Below are 17,309 nucleotides of genomic sequence, written 5' to 3' on the forward strand. Positions count from 1 at the left end.
CCGGACCCCCGGAGTATTTGCACCAAGAAGAAACAGGATGACAGCATGGCAGACTGGCGCGACCTGCAACAGGGCATGGCGGATCATGGCTATATCGCGGGCGATGATCTGGTCATGGCGCTGCATATCGCGCTGTCGCTGGGGCGGCCTCTCCTGCTCGAAGGGGCGGCGGGCGTGGGCAAGACCGAAGTGGCCCGCGTGCTGGCCGCCCTCAAGGGCGCGCGCCTGATCCGGCTGCAATGCTACGAAGGGCTGGACGCCGCCCAAGCCATCTACGAATGGAACTACCCCCGCCAACTCCTTGCCATCCGCGCCGCCGCCGAAGGGGGCGAGACAGGGGCCGGCGTCGAGGCGCGGATATTCTCGGATGACTATCTTCTGGAGCGTCCCTTGTTGCAGGCCATCAGGCAGACGGAATCGCCGGTTCTGCTGATCGACGAGATTGACCGCGCCGATGAGGAATTCGAGGCCTATCTCCTTGAAATCCTGTCCGAGTTCCAGATCACCATTCCCGAGATGGGCACCATCGGCGCCACGGCGCGCCCTATGGTGATTCTCACGGCCAATGGCACCCGCGACCTCTCGGATGCGCTGCGCAGACGCTGCATTTATGCGCATGTCGACTACCCTGACCGCGCCGCAGAGCTTGCAATATTGCAAGGCCGCTGTCCCCAGATCGACCAACACCTCACCCGCCAGATCGTCAGCTTCGTGCAGACACTCCGCCGCGAGGATCTGGAGAAAACCCCCGGCATCGCCGAGACCCTCGATTTCGCCGCCGCCCTTGCCGGCCTCGGGATCAACGACCTGACCCATGATCCGGTGGCCCTGCAAGCCGCCCTTGCCACCCTGCTCAAGACCCAAGTGGACCGCGCCCGCATCACCACCGAAGTGGCGCAGCGCCTTGCGGGACAAGCGGCATGAGCCGCGTCACCCGCTTTGCCGCCCGCGATCCGGGGCCATCGGCGCGTGTCGCGGGTTTCATCGCCCATCTGCGCGCCAATGGCCTGCGGTTGGGGGTGGGCGAGACGGAAACAGCCCTCGCCGCGCTCACCCATGTCAACGCCGCCAACCCCGACGAAACACGCCGCGCCCTCAAGTCGGTCTGCGCCAGCACCGCCGATGAGGTGACGCAGTTCGACGCGCTCTTTGACAGCTATTGGCTGAACGCCGGCCGCGTGCGCGAAAAATTTGCCCCGTCAGAGCGCGGCGGCAACGCCCACAGCCGCAACAGCCGCGAGGCAAGCGGTGAAAACGCCGCCGCGCGCGGGCAAATTCACGCCCCCGACGATGGTGCAGGTGCCGCGCATGGCGAGGGCACCGGCACGCTCATCGCCAGCCGCACCGCCAGCCTCATGCATCACGACATGCGCAAACTGGTCAGCCCGCAGGACATTGCCGCCGCGGAATCCATCGCCCGCCACCTCGCGCATTCCCTCGCCTACCGCCGCTCTCGCCGCCGCCGCGCCGCGCGCCGGGGCGATCACATCCACTTTCGCCGCCTGATCCGCGCCAGCCTCTCGACCGGGGGCGAGCCGCTGACACTCCCACGCAAGAAGCGCCCGGACCGGCGCATGCGGATCATAGCCCTGTGCGATGTCTCCGGTTCGATGACAATCTACGCGCGGGTGTTTCTCGCCTTTCTCACCGGCCTCATTCGCGCCGATGACGCCACCGATGCGTGGCTGTTCCACACCCGCCTTGTACGCATCTCGGACGCGCTGCGCGACCCTGACCCGCTGCGCGCGCTCAACCGCCTGTCGCTCTTGGCCGATGGCTTTGGCGGCGGCTCGAAAATCGGTGCGTCGCTTGCACAGTTCGCCCATGGCCCTGCGCGGCATTGCGTCACTTCGCGCTCGGTCGTTGTGATCCTTTCGGACGGCTATGACACCGACCCGCCCGCCGCCCTGACCGACGCCCTCACGCGACTGCGCAGGCGGGGCGGCCGCATAATCTGGCTCAACCCGCTGAAAGGCTGGAAGGATTACGCACCTGTGACCGCTGCCATGGCCGCCGCCCTGCCGCATCTTGATCTCTTCGCCGCAGCCACGACGCTCAATGATCTGGCAACGCTCGGCCCGCAACTGGAGCGCCTGAAATGATCCCCGACACGCTCGATACCGCCACCCGACGCCTGGATGCGGCACGCGCGCCCTATGCCATCGCCACCGTGATCCGCACCGTGGGGGCCACCGCCGCCAAACCCGGCGCGCGGGCGCTGATCCTCGCGGATGGCACCATGACCCAGGGCTGGATCGGCGGCGGATGCGTGCGGGGTGCGGTGGCCCGCGCCGCCCAGAGCGCCATCGCCGAAGGCACACCGCGCCTGATTTCCATTCAGCCCGACGAGGATCTGACCGCGCAGGGTCTCACCCCCGGTCAGCGCCATGAGGGGCGCGACATCGCCCGCAACGGCTGTCCCAGCAAGGGCGCGATGGAGATTTTCGTGGAACCCGTCCTGCCCCGCCCGGAACTGGTGATTCTCGGGGCCTCGCCCGTGGCTCTGGCGCTTGCCTCTCTCGCCCAGCCCTTCGGCTTTGACATCACCACGCCGGATGCCGGCCCCCTGCCCGCCGCCAACCATGTGCGCATGGTGGTCATCGCCACCCAGGGCGCGGGCGATCTTGACGCCCTGCGCGCGGCGTTGGCCTCTGACGCCACCTATATCGGCTTTGTCGCCAGCCGCCGCAAGTTCGCCACCCTCGCCGCGCGGCTTGAGGCCACGCTCGAGACGCTGGCGCGGGTTCACGCGCCCGCAGGCCTTGCGATCCATGCCGTGACGCCCGAGGAAATCGCGCTCTCGATCCTTGCGCAGATCGTCCAGCACCGCCGCCAGGGCCAGCGCCAGACCTGACATTCCCCAAGTATCAAGGAGACCCCATGGACCTCGCCGATGAAATCACGCTTCACGCGCCCAAATCCCGCGTCTACGCCGCGCTGAACGATCCCGAAATCCTGCGCCAGAGCATTCCGGGCTGCGAGGAGCTGATCAAACATTCCGACACCGAGTTCGAGGCGCGCGTCGTGCTCAAGATCGGGCCGGTCAAGGCGCGCTTTACCGGCACGGTCACGCTCGACACCACCGGCGCGCCGGATGCGTTTTCACTGACGGGTCAGGGCAATGGCGGCGCCGCAGGCCATGCCAAGGGCGGTGCGGATGTGACTTTGACCGAAGACAACGGCGTCACCACGTTGCGCTACACCGCCCGCACCGAAATCGGTGGCAAGCTTGCGCAATTGGGCAGCCGCCTGATCCAGAGCACGGCGAAGAAACTCGCCGCACAGTTCTTTGCCAATTTTCAAGAGGTGGTCGCCCCGGCAGAGGTCTAGCTGCGTTACACTCTCATCCTCTCGCTCGCCCCGCCCCGGCCGGGCACCCGGACCGGGGCCTCTGCGCGGACGAGGCGCGGTGCCGGGCCAAGCCCGGGACGCGCCTTGCAAGTGCACAGATGGCTGGCTAGATCCCCGCCAGAAACGCCGCGATCCCGGCCTCTGCGACGTCGCGGTCCTGCATCGGTGTGCCCGAACTCACGCCGATACCCCCCACGACCTCGCCCTCCACGATCACCGGCAGGCCACCGCCCACCACCATCAAGCGCCCGCCAATGGCCGAGGCGATGCCGTACACCGGCTTGCCGGGTTGGCTCACCTCGCCATATTCATGCGTCGCCTTCTTGGCCCCGGCCGCGGTAAAGGCCTTGTCGATGGCGATGGTGATCGACGTGACCTTGCCGCCATCCATCCGCTCGAATGCCACCAGATTGCCGCCCTCGTCGGTGATGGCGATGCACATCGGCACGCCGATTTCCGCCGCCTTGGCCCGCGCCCCGGCAAGGAGCACCCCGGCATCCGCCAGATCAAGCCGCTTCACTGTCATCATGGCCCTGTCCCTTATGCCGCCTTGATCCCGCGCCGCGCCGCATGCAGCAGCGGCTCGGTATAGCCCGAGGGCTGCTTGGCCCCCTCGAAAATCAGATCCCGCGCCGCCTTGAACGCGGCCCCGTCGAAATCGGGCGCCATGGGGCGATAGGCCGGGTCATGCGCGTTCTGCGCATCCACCTTGGGGGCCATCCGCCGCAACGAAGCGTCGATGTCCTCCGCCGTGCAGATCCCGTGGATAAGCCAGTTCGCCAGATATTGCGACGAAATCCGCAGCGTTGCGCGATCCTCCATCAGGGCGACATCATTGATGTCCGGCACCTTGGAACAGCCAATGCCCTGATCGACCCAGCGCACCACATAGCCCAGGATGGACTGACAGGAATTGTCCAGCTCGCGCCGCACCTCTTCGCCCGATAGGTTCCGCCCCACCATCAGCGGCGGCGTCAAGAGATCGGCGCGCGCCGCGCGATCCCGCCCTTTCAGCGCCTCTTGCAACCCGGCCACATCCACCTGATGATAATGCGTGGCATGCAGCGTCGCCGCGGTGGGCGACGGCACCCATGCGGTATTCGCCCCGGCCTTGGGATGCGCGATCTTGACCTCCAGCATATCGGCCATGGCATCGGGCTTGGCCCACATGCCCTTGCCGATCTGTCCGCGCCCGGTCATGCCCGCCGCAAGACCGGCATCGACATTCCCGGCCTCATAGGCCGCGAGCCAGATCGCCTTTTGCATCTCGCCCTTGGGAATGACCGGCCCCGCCTGCATCGAGGTGTGAATTTCATCCCCGGTGCGGTCGAGAAACCCGGTATTGATGAACACGCAGCGATCCTTGACCGCCTTGATACAGGCCATGAGATTGGCCGAGGTGCGCCGCTCTTCATCCATCACGCCCAGTTTGACGGTGTTGCGCGTCAGGCCCAGAATATCCTCGACCCGCCCATAGAGCGTGTCGACAAAGGCACATTCCTCCGGCCCATGCAGCTTGGGGATCACCACATAGACCGACCCCGCCCGCGAATTGCCCTCAGGCCCGCGCGCCAGGTCATGCATCGCCGCCGCCACGGTCACAGCCGCATCCAGCATCACCTCGGGCGTCTCCTTGCCCTCCAGCAGCACCGCATCAGTGGTCATCAAGAGCCCGACATTGCGCACCAGCATCAGCGCGCGACCGGGATGCACCACCTCGGCGCCCTGCGGATCAACATAGGTCACATCCGGGTTGAGCCGCCGGGTCAAGAGCCGCCCACCCTTCTCGAACCGCTCTTCCAGATCACCGCGCATCAGACCCAGCCAGTTGCGGTAGACCACGCATTTGTCGTCGGCATCCACCGCAGCGACCGAATCCTCGCAATCCTGTATAGCGGTCAGCGCGCTCTCGATCCGAATATCGGCAATACCGGCGGGATCATCGCGGCCAATGGTCGAGGCACGGTCAATCACGATCTCGATCATCAGACCGTTGACCCGCAACATCACGTTGCCGCCCGCGGTATGGCCCGCGAACTGCCCCGCATCGGCCAGCCCGGTGACTTGGCCGCCCACCGTGACACGTAGGCTGTCCGCCACCTCCAAGGCATCCACATCCGCCCAAGACCCAGAAGCCAAAGGCGCCACCTTGTCCAGATGCGCCCGCGCCCATGCAATCACCTGGGCTCCCCGCGCCGCGTCATAGCCCGGCCCCGCTGCACGCCCCGCAATCGCATCCGTGCCGTAGAGCGCATCATAGAGACTGCCCCAGCGCGCATTGGCCGCATTGAGGGCAAAACGCGCATTCATCACCGGCACCACCAGTTGCGGCCCCGCAACCTGCGCAATCTCGGCATCGACATTCTGCGTGCCCAGCTCGAATGCCTCGGGTTCCGGCACCAGATAGCCGATCTCGGTCAGAAACTCGCGATATGCCTCACCGTCGAATTGCTGGCCGCGCCGCGCGCGGTGCCAGCCGTCGATCTGCACCTGCAATTCCCGCCGCTTGGCCAAGAGGGCCGCGTTCCTGGGGGCCAGATCACGCAACAGCGCGGCATAGCCCGACCAGAACTGATCGGCGCTCAGCCCAAGCAGCACCTCATCCTCGATCAGACGGGCCAGCGGTGCGGCCACGCTCAGGCCGTGACGGTCAACATAGGTGGTCATGAGTATCGCTCCAGTATTTCAGGAAATCATCGGGTTTTGCAGCTACTTCAGCGCTGCGGCACTTGTAAGAACGGGAAAAATGTTTTCCATTGTATGGAAAGGTATACCGAACATGACCGATCCCCAATCCCAAGGCGTCCAGTCTGTCGCCCGCGCCCTGCGCCTGCTGCACCTGCTCAGCCAGCAGGACGAAGGCGCGCGCGTGTCAGACCTCGCGCGGCTGGCCGGTCTTGCGGTCTCGACCACGCATCGCCTGCTGACCACGCTCGAATTGCAGCATTTCGCCCAGTTCGATTCGGAACGCGCGCTCTGGCATGTGGGGCGCGGCGCGTTTTCGGTGGGCACCGCCTTTGCCCGGCGGCATAATTTCGTGACCCCGGCGCTGCCGCTCCTGCGCCACCTGCGCGACATCACGCGCGAAACCGCCAATCTCGGGATCCTCGATCAGGACGAGCTTGTGACGCTGTCACAGGTCGAAAGCCGCGAGATCATGCGCGCCATATCGCCGCCCGGCGGGCGCGTGCCCGCCTTTTGCTCTGGCATGGGCAAGGCGATTCTCGCCACCTGGCCCGATGCCGATATCGCGGAATTCGTGGCGCGCACCGGCTTTCACCCGATGACCAAGCGCTCACATCGCAGCCTCACGACCGCCATGGTTGACGTCAAACGCATCCGAGCCCAGGGTTACGCGCTCGATGACGAGGAACACGTGACCGGCCTGCGCTGCCTTGCCGCCGTGGTCTGGTCGCCGCAGGCCGAGGCGGTCTGCGCCATCTCGGTCTCGGGTCTGGCCGCCCGCCTGCCCGATTCCCGGCTCGAGACCGTCGGACGGCAAGTGGCCGAGGCGGCTGCGGACCTGACCCAGCGCATCGGCGGGCAGAAACCGGACGGCGCTTATTAGAACAGGCTGCCTTGCCCTTCGGGCGGCGTCTTGGGCTTGGATTTCGGCACCGGGGTCGCGCCCCCCGACAACTCGAGCATCCCATCGGCAAATTCGATCGCCAGCGCTCCGGCCCCCGCGGCGGCCGCCCGCGTGGTCACAACCGCCCCATCGCCACGCACCACCGCATAGCCGCGCTTGAGCGTGGCCTTGTATCCCAGGGTCTCGCGCAGTCGCTCCAATGCAGCCAGCCGATCTTCCCAGCCCTGCTTCTGTCGCCTGGCCGCATCCGAAAACCGCAGCGTCACCCGGTCCAAATCGCGCCGCTTCTGCGCAATATCGCGGTTGAGCGCGTGCACATTGAGCCGCGCCGCCGTCGCCTGCAACCGCCGCCGATCCCCCTCGACCGCGCGCCGCAAGAGCGCGGGCCGCAGCGCCCCCGCCGTTTCCGACAGATGCACCCGCCGCACCTGCACCGAACGGATGAGCGCCGCAGGCAGGCGCTCGCCCAGCGCATCCAGCCGTTGACGCGGCCCATCGAGCAGCACCTCGGCCCGTGGCAAGGCCCGCGCCAGATCGCGCAGCCGCTGCCCACGCAGGCGCACCCCTTGGCTTAGCGCATGGCTCAGCCGCGCGCCCTGCCCCTCGACCCACGCCAAAAGGTCCATGCGCACCGGCACCGCCAGTTCCGCCGCCGCCGTCGGTGTCGGCGCCCGCTTGTCCGAGGCGAAATCAATCAGCGTCGTGTCGGTCTCATGGCCCACGGCGGAAATCAGCGGAATCGCACTCTCCGCCGCCGCACGCACCACGATTTCCTCGTTGAACCCCCACAGGTCCTCAACCGATCCGCCCCCGCGCGCCACGATGATCAGATCGGGGCGCGGCAGCGCGCCACCGGGCGTCATCGCATTGAATCCCCGGATCGCCCGCGCCACCTCGGGCGCACATCTGTCCCCCTGCACGGCGACAGGCCAGATCAGCACCTTGCGCGGAAACCGATCCCTGAGCCGGTGCAGAATATCCCGGATCACCGCACCCGAGGGCGAGGTCACAACCCCGATGATCTCGGGCAGATAGGGCAGCGCCTGCTTGCGCTCCGGCGCAAAGAGCCCCTCCGCCGCCAGCGCCGCCTTGCGCTTTTCCAGCATCGCCATCAGCGCGCCCATGCCCGCTGGCTTCATATCCTCGATGATGATCTGATAGCGCGACTGGCCGGGGAACGTGGTCAGGCGGCCCATGGCCACCACCTCCATCCCCTCTTCGGGCTGCACCGCAAGGCGCGCCGCAACCCCTTTCCAGATGATCCCCGCCAGCACGGCACTATCATCCTTTAGATCCAGATAGATATGCCCCGACCGTGGCCGCGAGATACGCCCCAATTCGCCGCGCACCCGCACATGCGAAAACTCGCCTTCGATCATCCGCTTGATCACACCAGACAGATCCGAGACCGAAAATTCCGGGGCATTGCCGCCCTCTTGGGGATCGTCGATCAGATCGGACATGCGCGCGCCTCCTGCCTTGTGTCTGGCTGCCCGCCACCTTAGAACGCGGACCAACCGAGGCCAAGCAGGAGTTGCCGCCATGAACATTCTAATCCTTGGATCGGGCGGGCGGGAACATGCGCTTGCCTGGGCGGTGCTGCAAAACCCCAAATGCGATCGGTTGATCGTGGCCCCCGGCAATGCGGGCATCGCGGAAATCGCCGAATGTGCGGCGCTCGACATTCTCGACGGCGGGGTCATCGCCGGCTTTTGCGAGGCCGAGGCGATTGATTTCGTCATCATCGGCCCCGAGGCGCCCTTGGCCGCCGGTGTCGCCGACCGCCTGCGCGACGCCGGATTGCTGGTCTTTGGCCCCTCCGCCGCCGCCGCACGGCTTGAGGCCTCGAAGAGCTTTACCAAATCCATCTGCGACGCCGCAGGCGCCCCCACCGCCGCCTACGCCCATTTCACCGATCTCGCCGCCGCCCGCAGCTATGTCGAAACCCAAGGCGCCCCCATCGTGGTCAAGGCCGACGGTCTGGCCGCGGGCAAGGGCGTGATCGTCGCCATGACCCTGCCCGAGGCCTTGGCCGCCCTTGACGACATGTTCGGCGGCGAATTCGGAAGCGCCGGGGCCGAAGTGGTGATCGAGGAATTCATGGACGGCGAAGAGGCCAGCTTTTTCGTCCTTTGCGACGGCGAGACCGCCCTTCCCATCGGCACCGCCCAGGACCACAAACGCGTGGGCGAAGGCGACACCGGCCCCAATACCGGCGGCATGGGGGCCTATTCCCCCGCCCCCGTGATGACCGATGCCGTCACCCGACAGGCGCTCGATCAGATCGTCCGCCCCACCTTGGCCGAAATGGCACGGCGCGGCACGCCCTACCAAGGCGTGCTCTTTGTCGGGCTGATGATCAAGGACGGCGCACCGCGCCTTGTCGAATACAACTGCCGCTTTGGCGATCCCGAATGTCAGGTGCTGATGATGCGCCTCGGCGCGCAGGCGCTCGACCTGATGCTTGCCACCGCCGAGGGGCGGCTTGCCGATCTCTCTGTCAACTGGGCCGAGGATCACGCCCTCACGGTGGTTCTGGCCGCACAGGGCTATCCCGGCGATTACGAAAAAGGCAGCGTCATCAAGGGGCTGGACACTTGCCCCGAGGACAGCTTTCACATGGTCTTTCACGCCGGCACCACACGCGCCCAAGGGCAGATCACCGCGACAGGCGGCCGCGTTCTGGCCGCCACAGCCCGTGGCACCACCCTGCAAGAGGCGGCCGACCGCGCCTATGCCATGGTGGATCGCATCGACTGGCCCCAGGGCTTTTGTCGCCGCGACATCGGCTGGCGCGCGCTGAAATGACCCTCGACACGGCCCCGGTCCGGGTGCAACCCGGCGGCGGGCAGGCCGACGCGATCCTCGATCTCATCCGCCGCAGCTTTGCGCAGATGGAGGGCCGGATCGACCCGCCCTCCTCCATGCACCGTCTGACCGTGGAAACCGTCGACCAGCACTGCCGCGATGGCGAGGTCTGGACCATCGGCACGCCGCCCGTGGCCTGCGTTTTCCTGACGCCGAAATCCGGGTGTCTCTACCTGGGCAAACTCGCAGTCGATGCCGCATGGCGTGGGCAAGGGATGGCCGCGCGGCTGGTAGACCTTGCCATGGACCGCGCCCGCGCCCGTGGCCTCGACGCGGTGGAATTGCAGGTTCGTGTGGAATTGACGGAAAACCACCAGGCCTTTGCCAGGATGGGCTTTGTCAAAACCGGCGAAACCGCCCATCCCGGATATGACCGCCCCACCTCGATCACCATGCAGCGCGTCCTGCCCTGAACCGGCGTCAACCGCAGGTCAGCGCCTGTGCGAACCCCTCCGGGTTGGTCGTGATCCCCAAGGGCCGCGCCGTCAGGTCAGCGCCGTCAAACGCCACCGCCAATACTTCGCGGAATCCGGCATCCGCGACGATGATCTCGGCCCCCTCCCCACAGTCACGCAACCCGCCCCAGATCACCTCATCCCCGATCCGGTGATTGGTGACACCCGTGAGGCTGGCAATTTGCGTCAATCCCCCCGGCGCCCAGCTCCAGACGCGCAGGGTCTTGCCCAGATGTGGCGTCTCGACATAGGCGATATCGGTGATCCCGTCGCCATTCAGATCAGCAATCGCGGCGGGTGCGAGCCAGCGAAACCGTGTGCCGATATGCGGGGTGGCCGCGGATTTCACCAACTGCCCGCGCCGCAGAGTGTAAATCGCGAGTTGCGCACCTTGCGTGGGGCTCGATTCCACCACCACGACATCGGTCTGACCATCGCCATCGGCATCCACAAGACGCGGGGCCATATCCTCGAACACATGGCTTGGCTCCGGCCCTTGCCGCAGGTCGTGCCGGATTTCCGCGCCAGAGGCATCGCGCACCGCCAGGACACGACGCTCTTGTATCTGCCCCATGATCCGGTGCGGATAGCTGTCATCGGGGGCCTCAAAGCGCGCAGCGGCGATGCTGCCACCGCCGCTCGCGACCCAAGGTTCGGCCAGAACCGGCCCGGCAAACAGCAGCGCCCCGATAACCGCCGCCGCGCCGCGCATCTCAGATCTGTTTTTCCGGCATCTGCACGACCAGACCATCCAGCGCATCCGTCACCTTGAGCTGGCAGGTCAGGCGCGAACGCGCCGGGTCCGGCTGATAGGCGAAATCGAGCATGTCCTCTTCCATGTCATCCTTGGCGGGCAGTTTTTCCACCCAGGCCGGATCGACATAGACGTGACAGGTGGAACAGGCGCAGGCCCCGCCGCAATCGGCCTCGATGCCGGGGATATTGTTGTCGCGCGCGCCTTCCATCACGGTCAGGCCATTGGCCACCTCGACCTCGTGCCGGGTGCCATTATGCTCGATATAGGTGATTTTAGCCATGTCTGGGCTCACTCCATTGCGTCGCTATCGCCCATCTACCTAATCGCGCCACTGCCCCGAGACCAGCCCAATTTGCGCCAGCCCGGCAAAAGATTCCCTCACGTCTTGCGCCGGCGCGCGCCCAGCCAGCGCCGGACCCGCACGCCATCGGGTCTGGGCTCGGGCAGGGCTGCCCGCATCTCCTGCACCACATGCGTCGACAGGATCGCCACCGCCCGCTCGGCCAGCGGCACCCAATCCTCCGCCTCCGCCTTCGGTGCCTCGAACGGATCCCGCCCCCCTAGAAAATCCCGCGCCAGCGCCGCATTCGAGGCGGCACAGCGCGCCAGCAGATCGCGCCGCGCCTCGGGGCTCAGGATCTCTTGTGCGGCACCGGCTTGCGCCCGGTCTGACGCCCGCGCCATGAACCGCGCCAAGAGCGGCGCAACATCCGGTGCCCGCATCCCCTGCGCCATCAGCGCCGCCTTGATGTGCCGCGCCGCCTCGATCACCGCCGCGGGCGGGCTGACATTCTGCTGCGCGATGCCGAGCGGCCCATCTGGCAGGGCCACGCCGATCACGTCCAGCAAACGGCGCACGGCAAAATCCTGCGGCTGCGATGGGTTGAGCGGCACAATGCGCATCGCCGCGCGCCCCACCTGCGCCTCCCATGCCGACAAGAGCCGGTGATAATCCAGCGTCCCCCGCGACCACCGCCGCTCCAGCAGATCCTCAAAACTGCCGACCCAATCGCTGCGGCCCTTCACATGCTGCTTGAAATCGCTCTCGATCCACAGGTCCTGCCGCTTGAGATAGACCACCACCCGTGGCTCATAGCCCATGCGCTCCACCGCATCGCGCAGCGGCATGAACTTTTTTTCGCGCCACAGGTCGAACAGGACCTCGCTGCTCAACACCACATCGCGCCCCGAGCGCAGAAAATAGCCCAGATGCGCCTCCATCCGCGCGGCATCCTGCGCCATGCAGATGGCGGCCAGTTGCGCCGCATTGCCCTGATTGCGCGTGCGATCCTCGGGATGACGCTCGTATATCTGCCCTTGGGTCGCCAGCCAGTCTGCCCGCGCCTCCAGAAAGCTCTGGATCGTCGTCGTCGCGCATTTCGGCATGCCGATATGAAAGGTTGCTACGGGCATCACCGCGCCTGTGGTCTGAACGGGACGGGCCATGCCGGTCGCATCACCCAATGGCCGCGAGTCTATAACACGTCGAGATCACAGCGATAGAGGGGCAGCGCATGATACCCCAATCCGGCACGCCAAGAGGCGGACCATATCAGCGGTGGAGCAGGGTCTTTATCCGCTCCAGGAATGACACCTCCCGCTCTGGCTCGATCTCCGCCTCTTTGTCTTGGCCTTGCAGCAAGGACCTTGCAATCACCCCGGCAAGCACCATCGGCACCCGCGCCTCTGGTGAAACCCAGTCCGCCTCCGCCTCGGGCTCCGGATCGTCAAAGGCGGGTTTGCCCTTGAGAAAATCCCGTGACAGCGCTGCGTTCGAGCTTGCATACGCCGTCAAAAGCTCCCGCCGGGCCACCGGGCTGAGCAGGCTTTCGCCCTTGATGCGCGGGCTGACGCCATCGGCCACCTTCAGAAATGCGCGGATCACCTGTTGAACCTCACCCGGCGAAATTCCCGACGCGATCAGGCGGCGCTTGACCTCGCGCGCAGCCTCGGCCGCGCTGGCCGAGGGGCTCTTGTTTCGTCGCTTCCCTCCCGATACGTCCACCGGACGGCGCAGCCCCAACAGGCCGAGAAAACTGTCGATGGCGTAATCCTCATCCTGCGACGGGTTCAGAGCCACCACGCGCATCCGCGCATGCCCAACCTGCTTGGCCCAACTTGTCAGGAGGAAATGATAGTCAAGCGTATGCTTGGAACGGCGCAGCGCAAGCAGGTCGGCAAATGTCCCGTCCCAGAGGTTGGCGTCCTTTACATGCTGTCTGTAATCGCTCTCGATCCACAAATCCTGGCGTTTGAGATAAACGATCACCCGCAGATCAAAGCCCCGGCGCAGCACCTCTTGCTGGATCGTCTCAAAGCCGTTTCCGCGCCCCAGAGCGAACAGCATTTCACTGCTCAGAACGACATCGCCGTCACAGTTCAGGAAAAAGTCGAGATGGTCGAGCAGCTGTGCAGGGGTGCCGGTCATCGCATAGTCGGCCAACTGCGCAGCGTTTCCCTGCCTCTCGGTGGGATCATCCGGGTGCTTCTTGTAGGAAAACCCACGCTCTTCCAGCCAGGTCCCCTGCTTTGTCAGAAAATCCTGGATCGTCGTGGTGGCGCATTTCGGCATGCCAACGTGAAACAGAACCGTCTTCATACGCACCCCAGATCCTGCATCGCGCCTCAATCCTACAACCACAGCCGCCAAGCGCAAGCAAGCGCGTGTCGCACAGACACCGCGCTATGGACCCTGCCCGCGCGCCAAATGTGGCACGCAAAGCGGAACGCCCCTCAAGGCTTTGGTACAATTCGAGAATAATCCGAACGGAGAGCCGCGCTTTTGCCATGGTCCTGACGCCAACGCGCCCCTGCCGGGCGCTGGAATGACCGCCGGAACACAACATTTGAACCGGAGTCCCGACCATGAAACCCATCCTCACGCTCGTCACCGCGCTCACCCTTGGCCTCACCGGTGCGGCTCAGGCCGATGTCTCCAAGAAAATCGGCCGTGCCAGCCAGATCAAGGTCGGCAAAAGCAGCGTCACACCCCCCGCCAGCCATCAGGGCCAATGGTGGACGCATCCCTCGGGCTGCGAATATTCGCGCACCGGACGGCCCGGTGAAACGGTCTGGTATCTCATCATCAACACCGCCCGGCCCGGATGCCCGGCCTATATTTCCGTCACCGGGCGCGGGGATGTCTACTAGGCCTGTCCCGACAGAACCGGCGTCATGTGAATCAGCGTAGGGCGGTCCGCGCGCAGCGCCGCCTGCACCGCCGCTTGCAGCGCCGCCAAACTCTGCGGGGCCTCGGCATTGGCACCGTAAGCCCGCGCAAGGGCGCCGAAATCGGGGTTATGCGCCTTGACCGCATTGGGCGCGATCTGCGCACGCACCATGCTGTCCTCGATCTCTTTCAGCTTGGTATTGTCCCAGACCAGGATCGGCAGGGCCAGCCCCTGCTCCACCGCCGTGCCCAGCTCCTGCACCGTGTACTGAAACCCGTAATCGCCCGCGATGGCGACGGTGGGCTTGCCGCGCCGCGCCATTGCCCCGCCAACCGCTGCGGGCAGCGCATAACCCAGCGTGCCAAAGCCGGTGGGATGGTGCCAATGACCGGGCCGCGCCATCGGCCAGACCTCCTTGGCGACATAGGCGAATTGCGTCATGTCCGAATAGATCATCGTATCCTCGGGCAAGGCGGCGCGCAGGGCATCGCAAATGCTGGCAATCCCCGGTCGCTCGGCATCGCTCTCGGCCCGCCAGCGTGCCCGCGCAGCCGTAATCTCCTCGGGTCGCCAGCCGCCCCGAGAGCCAAGATCCTGCGCCAGAATCCCCCGCGCCAGCGCCCCGGCATCCGCCAGGATCCGGCGATCCCCGGCCATGGCACCACCCAGAACATCCGGGTCCATGTCCACCCGGATGAGCGGCGCACGATGCCCCAAGGCAGGCCGCCACAGATCGTTCTGCGACAACTCGCTGCCCACGACCAACACCAGATCGGCCTCGGCGATCAAAGACGCGCTGTCCGGCCGCGCCAGATAGGCCCCGAAATCGAGCGGGGCCGCCGCCCCCATGATCCCGCGCCCGGCATAGGTGGTAAAGGTCGCCGCCCCCAGCCGCGTCGCAATCTCGTGCCAATCTGCGGCACTCTTCACAGCGCCACCGCCCAGAATGATCAGCGGCTTGCGCGCCGCACATAGCGCCCCGGCCACCTCCGCCGCCACCTCAGCGGCCAGCGCCGGCGCATGCTCCAAAGGCACCGCCGCAGGCGCCGCTTCGGCCATGCCCTCCAGCGCCGCAATCGGCACCTGGATATGCCGGGGCCGCCCGCGCCGCGTGGCAAACTCGACAAGCGCGCGGTCGATCAACCGATAGGCACTGGCGGCGTCGCGCGCCTCGGCGCTCCATTCCGTGACACATGCCGCCGCCGCCCGCTGGTCGCGCATCTGGTGCAGCTGCCCCTGCTGCGCCGCTGCCTCATCCAGACAGGATGACAGCACCAGCACCGGCACACTGTCCGACCACGCCTGCCCCAGCGGCGTCAGGATATTGCACAGCCCCGGCCCGGTGATCACATAGGCCACCCCGGGCCTGCCCGTGGCCCGCGCGTAACCATCCGCCATGAATCCGGCCCCCTGCTCATGCCGCGCCAGAACATGGGTGATGCCCGCCTCTTCGATGCCGCGATACATCTCCTGGTTATGCACGCCCGGAATGCCAAAGATCACCTCGACCCCGCGCGATTTCAGCATATGGCTGATCTGCGCGCCCAAAGGGGCCTGCGCGCGGAACTCGTTGGATGTCTCGGCCATGTCAGGCTCCTTTTCAGGTCAGGGTGTCAGGGACGCCAGAACGACGGCAGGATAAGCACGATCACGGCCAGAATTTCCAGCCGCCCCATCAGCATGGCAAGGATCATCAGCGCCTTCGCCGCATCGGGAAAGGCAATCAGCGATCCGGTCGGCCCGACACTGGGGCCAAAGGCCGGACCGACGTTGAAAATCGCGGTCCACGCCCCCGTCACCGATTCCATCAGCGTGAGCCCCGTCAATTCCAGCGCGACCGAGAAGAATCCAAATGACAGGATATAGACGGTAAAGAGCAGCATCACCGATTGCAGCACCTCATCCTCGACGCGCCGCCCCTCATGGCGCAGGATCATCACGCTGGACGGGTTGAAAATGCGCCGCGCCTGCTGCCCCATGGCGCGCAACATCAGCTGGTAGCGGAAAATCTTGATCGAACAGCCCGTCGAGCCGGTGCAGCCGCCAATCGCCCCCACTACGATCAGCACGACAAAGGGAAAGGTCCCCCAAGCGGTCACATCGCCATCGCCGAATCCGGTGCCGGAAAAGATCGACACGATGTTGAACAGTCGCAAGCGCACGCTTTCTTCCGAAAACTGGCCGTTCATTATGAAATCATAACCCACCACCAAGGCGACGGAATAAAAGATCCACCGCAGATAGGTGCGCACCTGCGTGTCGCGATAGAGCGGCAGGATATTGCCCTGCACCCCCTGCATCATCCGCACAAAGGGAAGACTGGCCAGGATCATGAACACCACGCAGGCATATTGCGGCCCGCCAGGAAAGGCCGCAAAGGAACTGTCCATGCTGGAAAACCCCCCCGTCGAGACCGTGGTCAGCGCATGCACGGTCGCATCAAACGCCCCCATGCCAAGGGCAAGAAAGGTGAGCGTGCAAATCGCGGTCAGCCCCAGATAGACGTTGAGCACACCCTTCGAGATGTCGATGGTGCGCGGCAGCGCCTTGCCAAAGGTGTCGAACCCCTCGGCGCGAAAGAATTGCATCCCCCCCACCCGCATCTCGGGCAGGAACACCAGCGCCACGATCACGATCCCCAGACCGCCCAGCCATTGCAGGATGCCCCGCCAGAGCAAGAGCCCCTTGGGCAGGGTATCAAGCCCCGCAATCACCGTCGCCCCTGTGGTCGTCACGCCCGACATTGCCTCGAAAAAGGCGTCGATGAACTCCAGATCGGTCTCGCCCAGCATGAACGGCAGCGCGCCAAAGAGCGGCATCGCCACCCAGACCAGAGTGGTCAGCAAGAACGCCTGCTGGATCGTCAGTGGTTGACCCATCGAATTCTTGCACGACAGCGCCACCAATCCGCCCGCAATGCAGGTCACGATCATGCTTTCGGCGAAAACAGGCCAATGTTCGCGCCCCTCGGCGATATCCACCAAGAGCGGCAGCGCCATGGTCAGGCCCATGGCCATGACCATCAGGCCAACGAGATATCCCACGGGTCGCACATCGAACATGAGGCGCAGAGTTGGCCGTTGCCGCCGGTACTGTCAAGCTGCATCGACACCCGTATC

At 65.6% G+C, this 17,309-nt stretch carries 17 protein-coding genes; 8 read left to right on the plus strand and 9 right to left on the minus strand.

The features are described from left to right. Nucleotides 1–45 precede the first annotated feature (45 nt). The 4 genes from MVC20_RS16120 to MVC20_RS16135 are packed head-to-tail and all read left to right on the plus strand — an operon-like array spanning nucleotide 46 to nucleotide 3,330. Nucleotides 46–924 (plus strand): MoxR family ATPase, encoded by an 879-nt coding sequence (locus tag MVC20_RS16120; RefSeq protein ID WP_297543227.1) that lies wholly within the window; start codon nucleotides 46–48, stop codon nucleotides 922–924. After that, a complete protein-coding gene (locus tag MVC20_RS16125) occupies nucleotides 921–2,102 on the plus strand; it encodes a VWA domain-containing protein (RefSeq protein ID WP_297543229.1) in 1,182 nt (393 codons plus the stop codon). The genes MVC20_RS16120 and MVC20_RS16125 overlap by 4 nt, the downstream gene beginning before the upstream one ends. Further along, nucleotides 2,099–2,854 carry an XdhC family protein gene (locus tag MVC20_RS16130; RefSeq protein ID WP_297543231.1) on the plus strand — a complete coding sequence of 252 codons (756 nt, stop codon included), beginning with the start codon at nucleotides 2,099–2,101 and terminating at the stop codon, nucleotides 2,852–2,854. Before MVC20_RS16125 ends, MVC20_RS16130 begins: the two co-directional genes overlap by 4 nt. A 26-nt stretch (nucleotides 2,855–2,880) precedes the next feature. Beyond that, nucleotides 2,881–3,330, plus strand: a complete 450-nt coding sequence (locus MVC20_RS16135; protein WP_297543233.1) for a carbon monoxide dehydrogenase subunit G — start codon at nucleotides 2,881–2,883, stop codon at nucleotides 3,328–3,330. A gap of 127 nt (nucleotides 3,331–3,457) precedes the next feature. On the opposite strand, the gene MVC20_RS16140 is transcribed toward MVC20_RS16135, so the two are convergent. Further along, a complete protein-coding gene (locus MVC20_RS16140) occupies nucleotides 3,458–3,880 on the minus strand; it encodes a heme-binding protein (protein WP_297543235.1) in 423 nt (140 codons plus the stop codon). An 11-nt stretch (nucleotides 3,881–3,891) separates the two neighbouring features. Beyond that, complete coding sequence (locus tag MVC20_RS16145) at nucleotides 3,892–6,018, minus strand: malate synthase G (protein ID WP_297543237.1); 2,127 nt, start codon at nucleotides 6,016–6,018, stop codon at nucleotides 3,892–3,894. 112 nt (nucleotides 6,019–6,130) lie between these two features. Between MVC20_RS16145 and MVC20_RS16150 the strand changes: the two genes are divergently transcribed. Next, nucleotides 6,131–6,919 carry an IclR family transcriptional regulator gene (locus MVC20_RS16150; RefSeq protein ID WP_297543239.1) on the plus strand — a complete coding sequence of 263 codons (789 nt, stop codon included), beginning with the start codon at nucleotides 6,131–6,133 and terminating at the stop codon, nucleotides 6,917–6,919. Here MVC20_RS16150 and xseA read toward each other — a convergent pair. Next, complete coding sequence (gene xseA / locus MVC20_RS16155) at nucleotides 6,916–8,403, minus strand: exodeoxyribonuclease VII large subunit (RefSeq protein ID WP_297543241.1); 1,488 nt, start codon at nucleotides 8,401–8,403, stop codon at nucleotides 6,916–6,918. The genes MVC20_RS16150 and xseA overlap by 4 nt on opposite strands. Before the next feature lie 79 nt (nucleotides 8,404–8,482). Between xseA and purD the strand changes: the two genes are divergently transcribed. Next, complete coding sequence (purD, locus tag MVC20_RS16160) at nucleotides 8,483–9,748, plus strand: phosphoribosylamine--glycine ligase (protein WP_297543243.1); 1,266 nt, start codon at nucleotides 8,483–8,485, stop codon at nucleotides 9,746–9,748. Further along, a complete protein-coding gene (locus MVC20_RS16165) occupies nucleotides 9,745–10,221 on the plus strand; it encodes a GNAT family N-acetyltransferase (RefSeq protein ID WP_297543245.1) in 477 nt (158 codons plus the stop codon). The genes purD and MVC20_RS16165 overlap by 4 nt, the downstream gene beginning before the upstream one ends. A 7-nt stretch (nucleotides 10,222–10,228) precedes the next feature. Here MVC20_RS16165 and MVC20_RS16170 read toward each other — a convergent pair whose 3' ends face one another. The 4 genes from MVC20_RS16170 to MVC20_RS16185 all read right to left on the minus strand — a co-directional run bounded on the left by MVC20_RS16170 (nucleotide 10,229) and on the right by MVC20_RS16185 (nucleotide 13,619). Then, nucleotides 10,229–10,975: a VCBS repeat-containing protein gene (locus tag MVC20_RS16170; protein ID WP_297543247.1), complete on the minus strand. Its 747-nt coding sequence runs from the start codon at nucleotides 10,973–10,975 to the stop codon at nucleotides 10,229–10,231. A 1-nt stretch (nucleotide 10,976) separates the two neighbouring features. Then, a complete protein-coding gene (locus MVC20_RS16175; RefSeq protein ID WP_297543249.1) occupies nucleotides 10,977–11,300 on the minus strand; it encodes a 2Fe-2S iron-sulfur cluster-binding protein in 324 nt (107 codons plus the stop codon). Nucleotides 11,301–11,398: 98 nt separating this feature from the next. Further along, the gene (locus MVC20_RS16180) at nucleotides 11,399–12,466 is read right to left on the minus strand and encodes a hypothetical protein (protein WP_297543251.1); all 1,068 of its coding nucleotides are present in this window, start codon (nucleotides 12,464–12,466) and stop codon (nucleotides 11,399–11,401) included. Between the two features lie 106 nt (nucleotides 12,467–12,572). Then, on the minus strand, nucleotides 12,573–13,619 hold the full coding sequence (locus tag MVC20_RS16185; protein ID WP_297543253.1) for a hypothetical protein: 1,047 nt from the start codon (nucleotides 13,617–13,619) through the stop codon (nucleotides 12,573–12,575). Nucleotides 13,620–13,885: 266 nt separating this feature from the next. Here MVC20_RS16185 and MVC20_RS16190 point away from each other — a divergent pair, with 266 nt between their 5' ends. Continuing rightward, on the plus strand, nucleotides 13,886–14,170 hold the full coding sequence (locus MVC20_RS16190; RefSeq protein ID WP_297543255.1) for a hypothetical protein: 285 nt from the start codon (nucleotides 13,886–13,888) through the stop codon (nucleotides 14,168–14,170). On the opposite strand, the gene MVC20_RS16195 is transcribed toward MVC20_RS16190, so the two are convergent. Together MVC20_RS16195 and MVC20_RS16200 are read right to left on the minus strand one after the other, a co-directional pair. Then, complete coding sequence (locus tag MVC20_RS16195; RefSeq protein WP_297543257.1) at nucleotides 14,167–15,777, minus strand: thiamine pyrophosphate-binding protein; 1,611 nt, start codon at nucleotides 15,775–15,777, stop codon at nucleotides 14,167–14,169. The genes MVC20_RS16190 and MVC20_RS16195 overlap by 4 nt on opposite strands. A 26-nt stretch (nucleotides 15,778–15,803) precedes the next feature. Beyond that, entirely contained in the window at nucleotides 15,804–17,252 is a 1,449-nt protein-coding gene (locus MVC20_RS16200; RefSeq protein ID WP_297543259.1) for a TrkH family potassium uptake protein, read from the minus strand. Nucleotides 17,253–17,309 lie beyond the last annotated feature (57 nt).

The sequence above is a fragment of the Roseovarius sp. genome (assembly GCF_027019125.1).
In the GTDB taxonomy this organism is placed as follows: Bacteria; Pseudomonadota; Alphaproteobacteria; order Rhodobacterales; family Rhodobacteraceae; genus Roseovarius.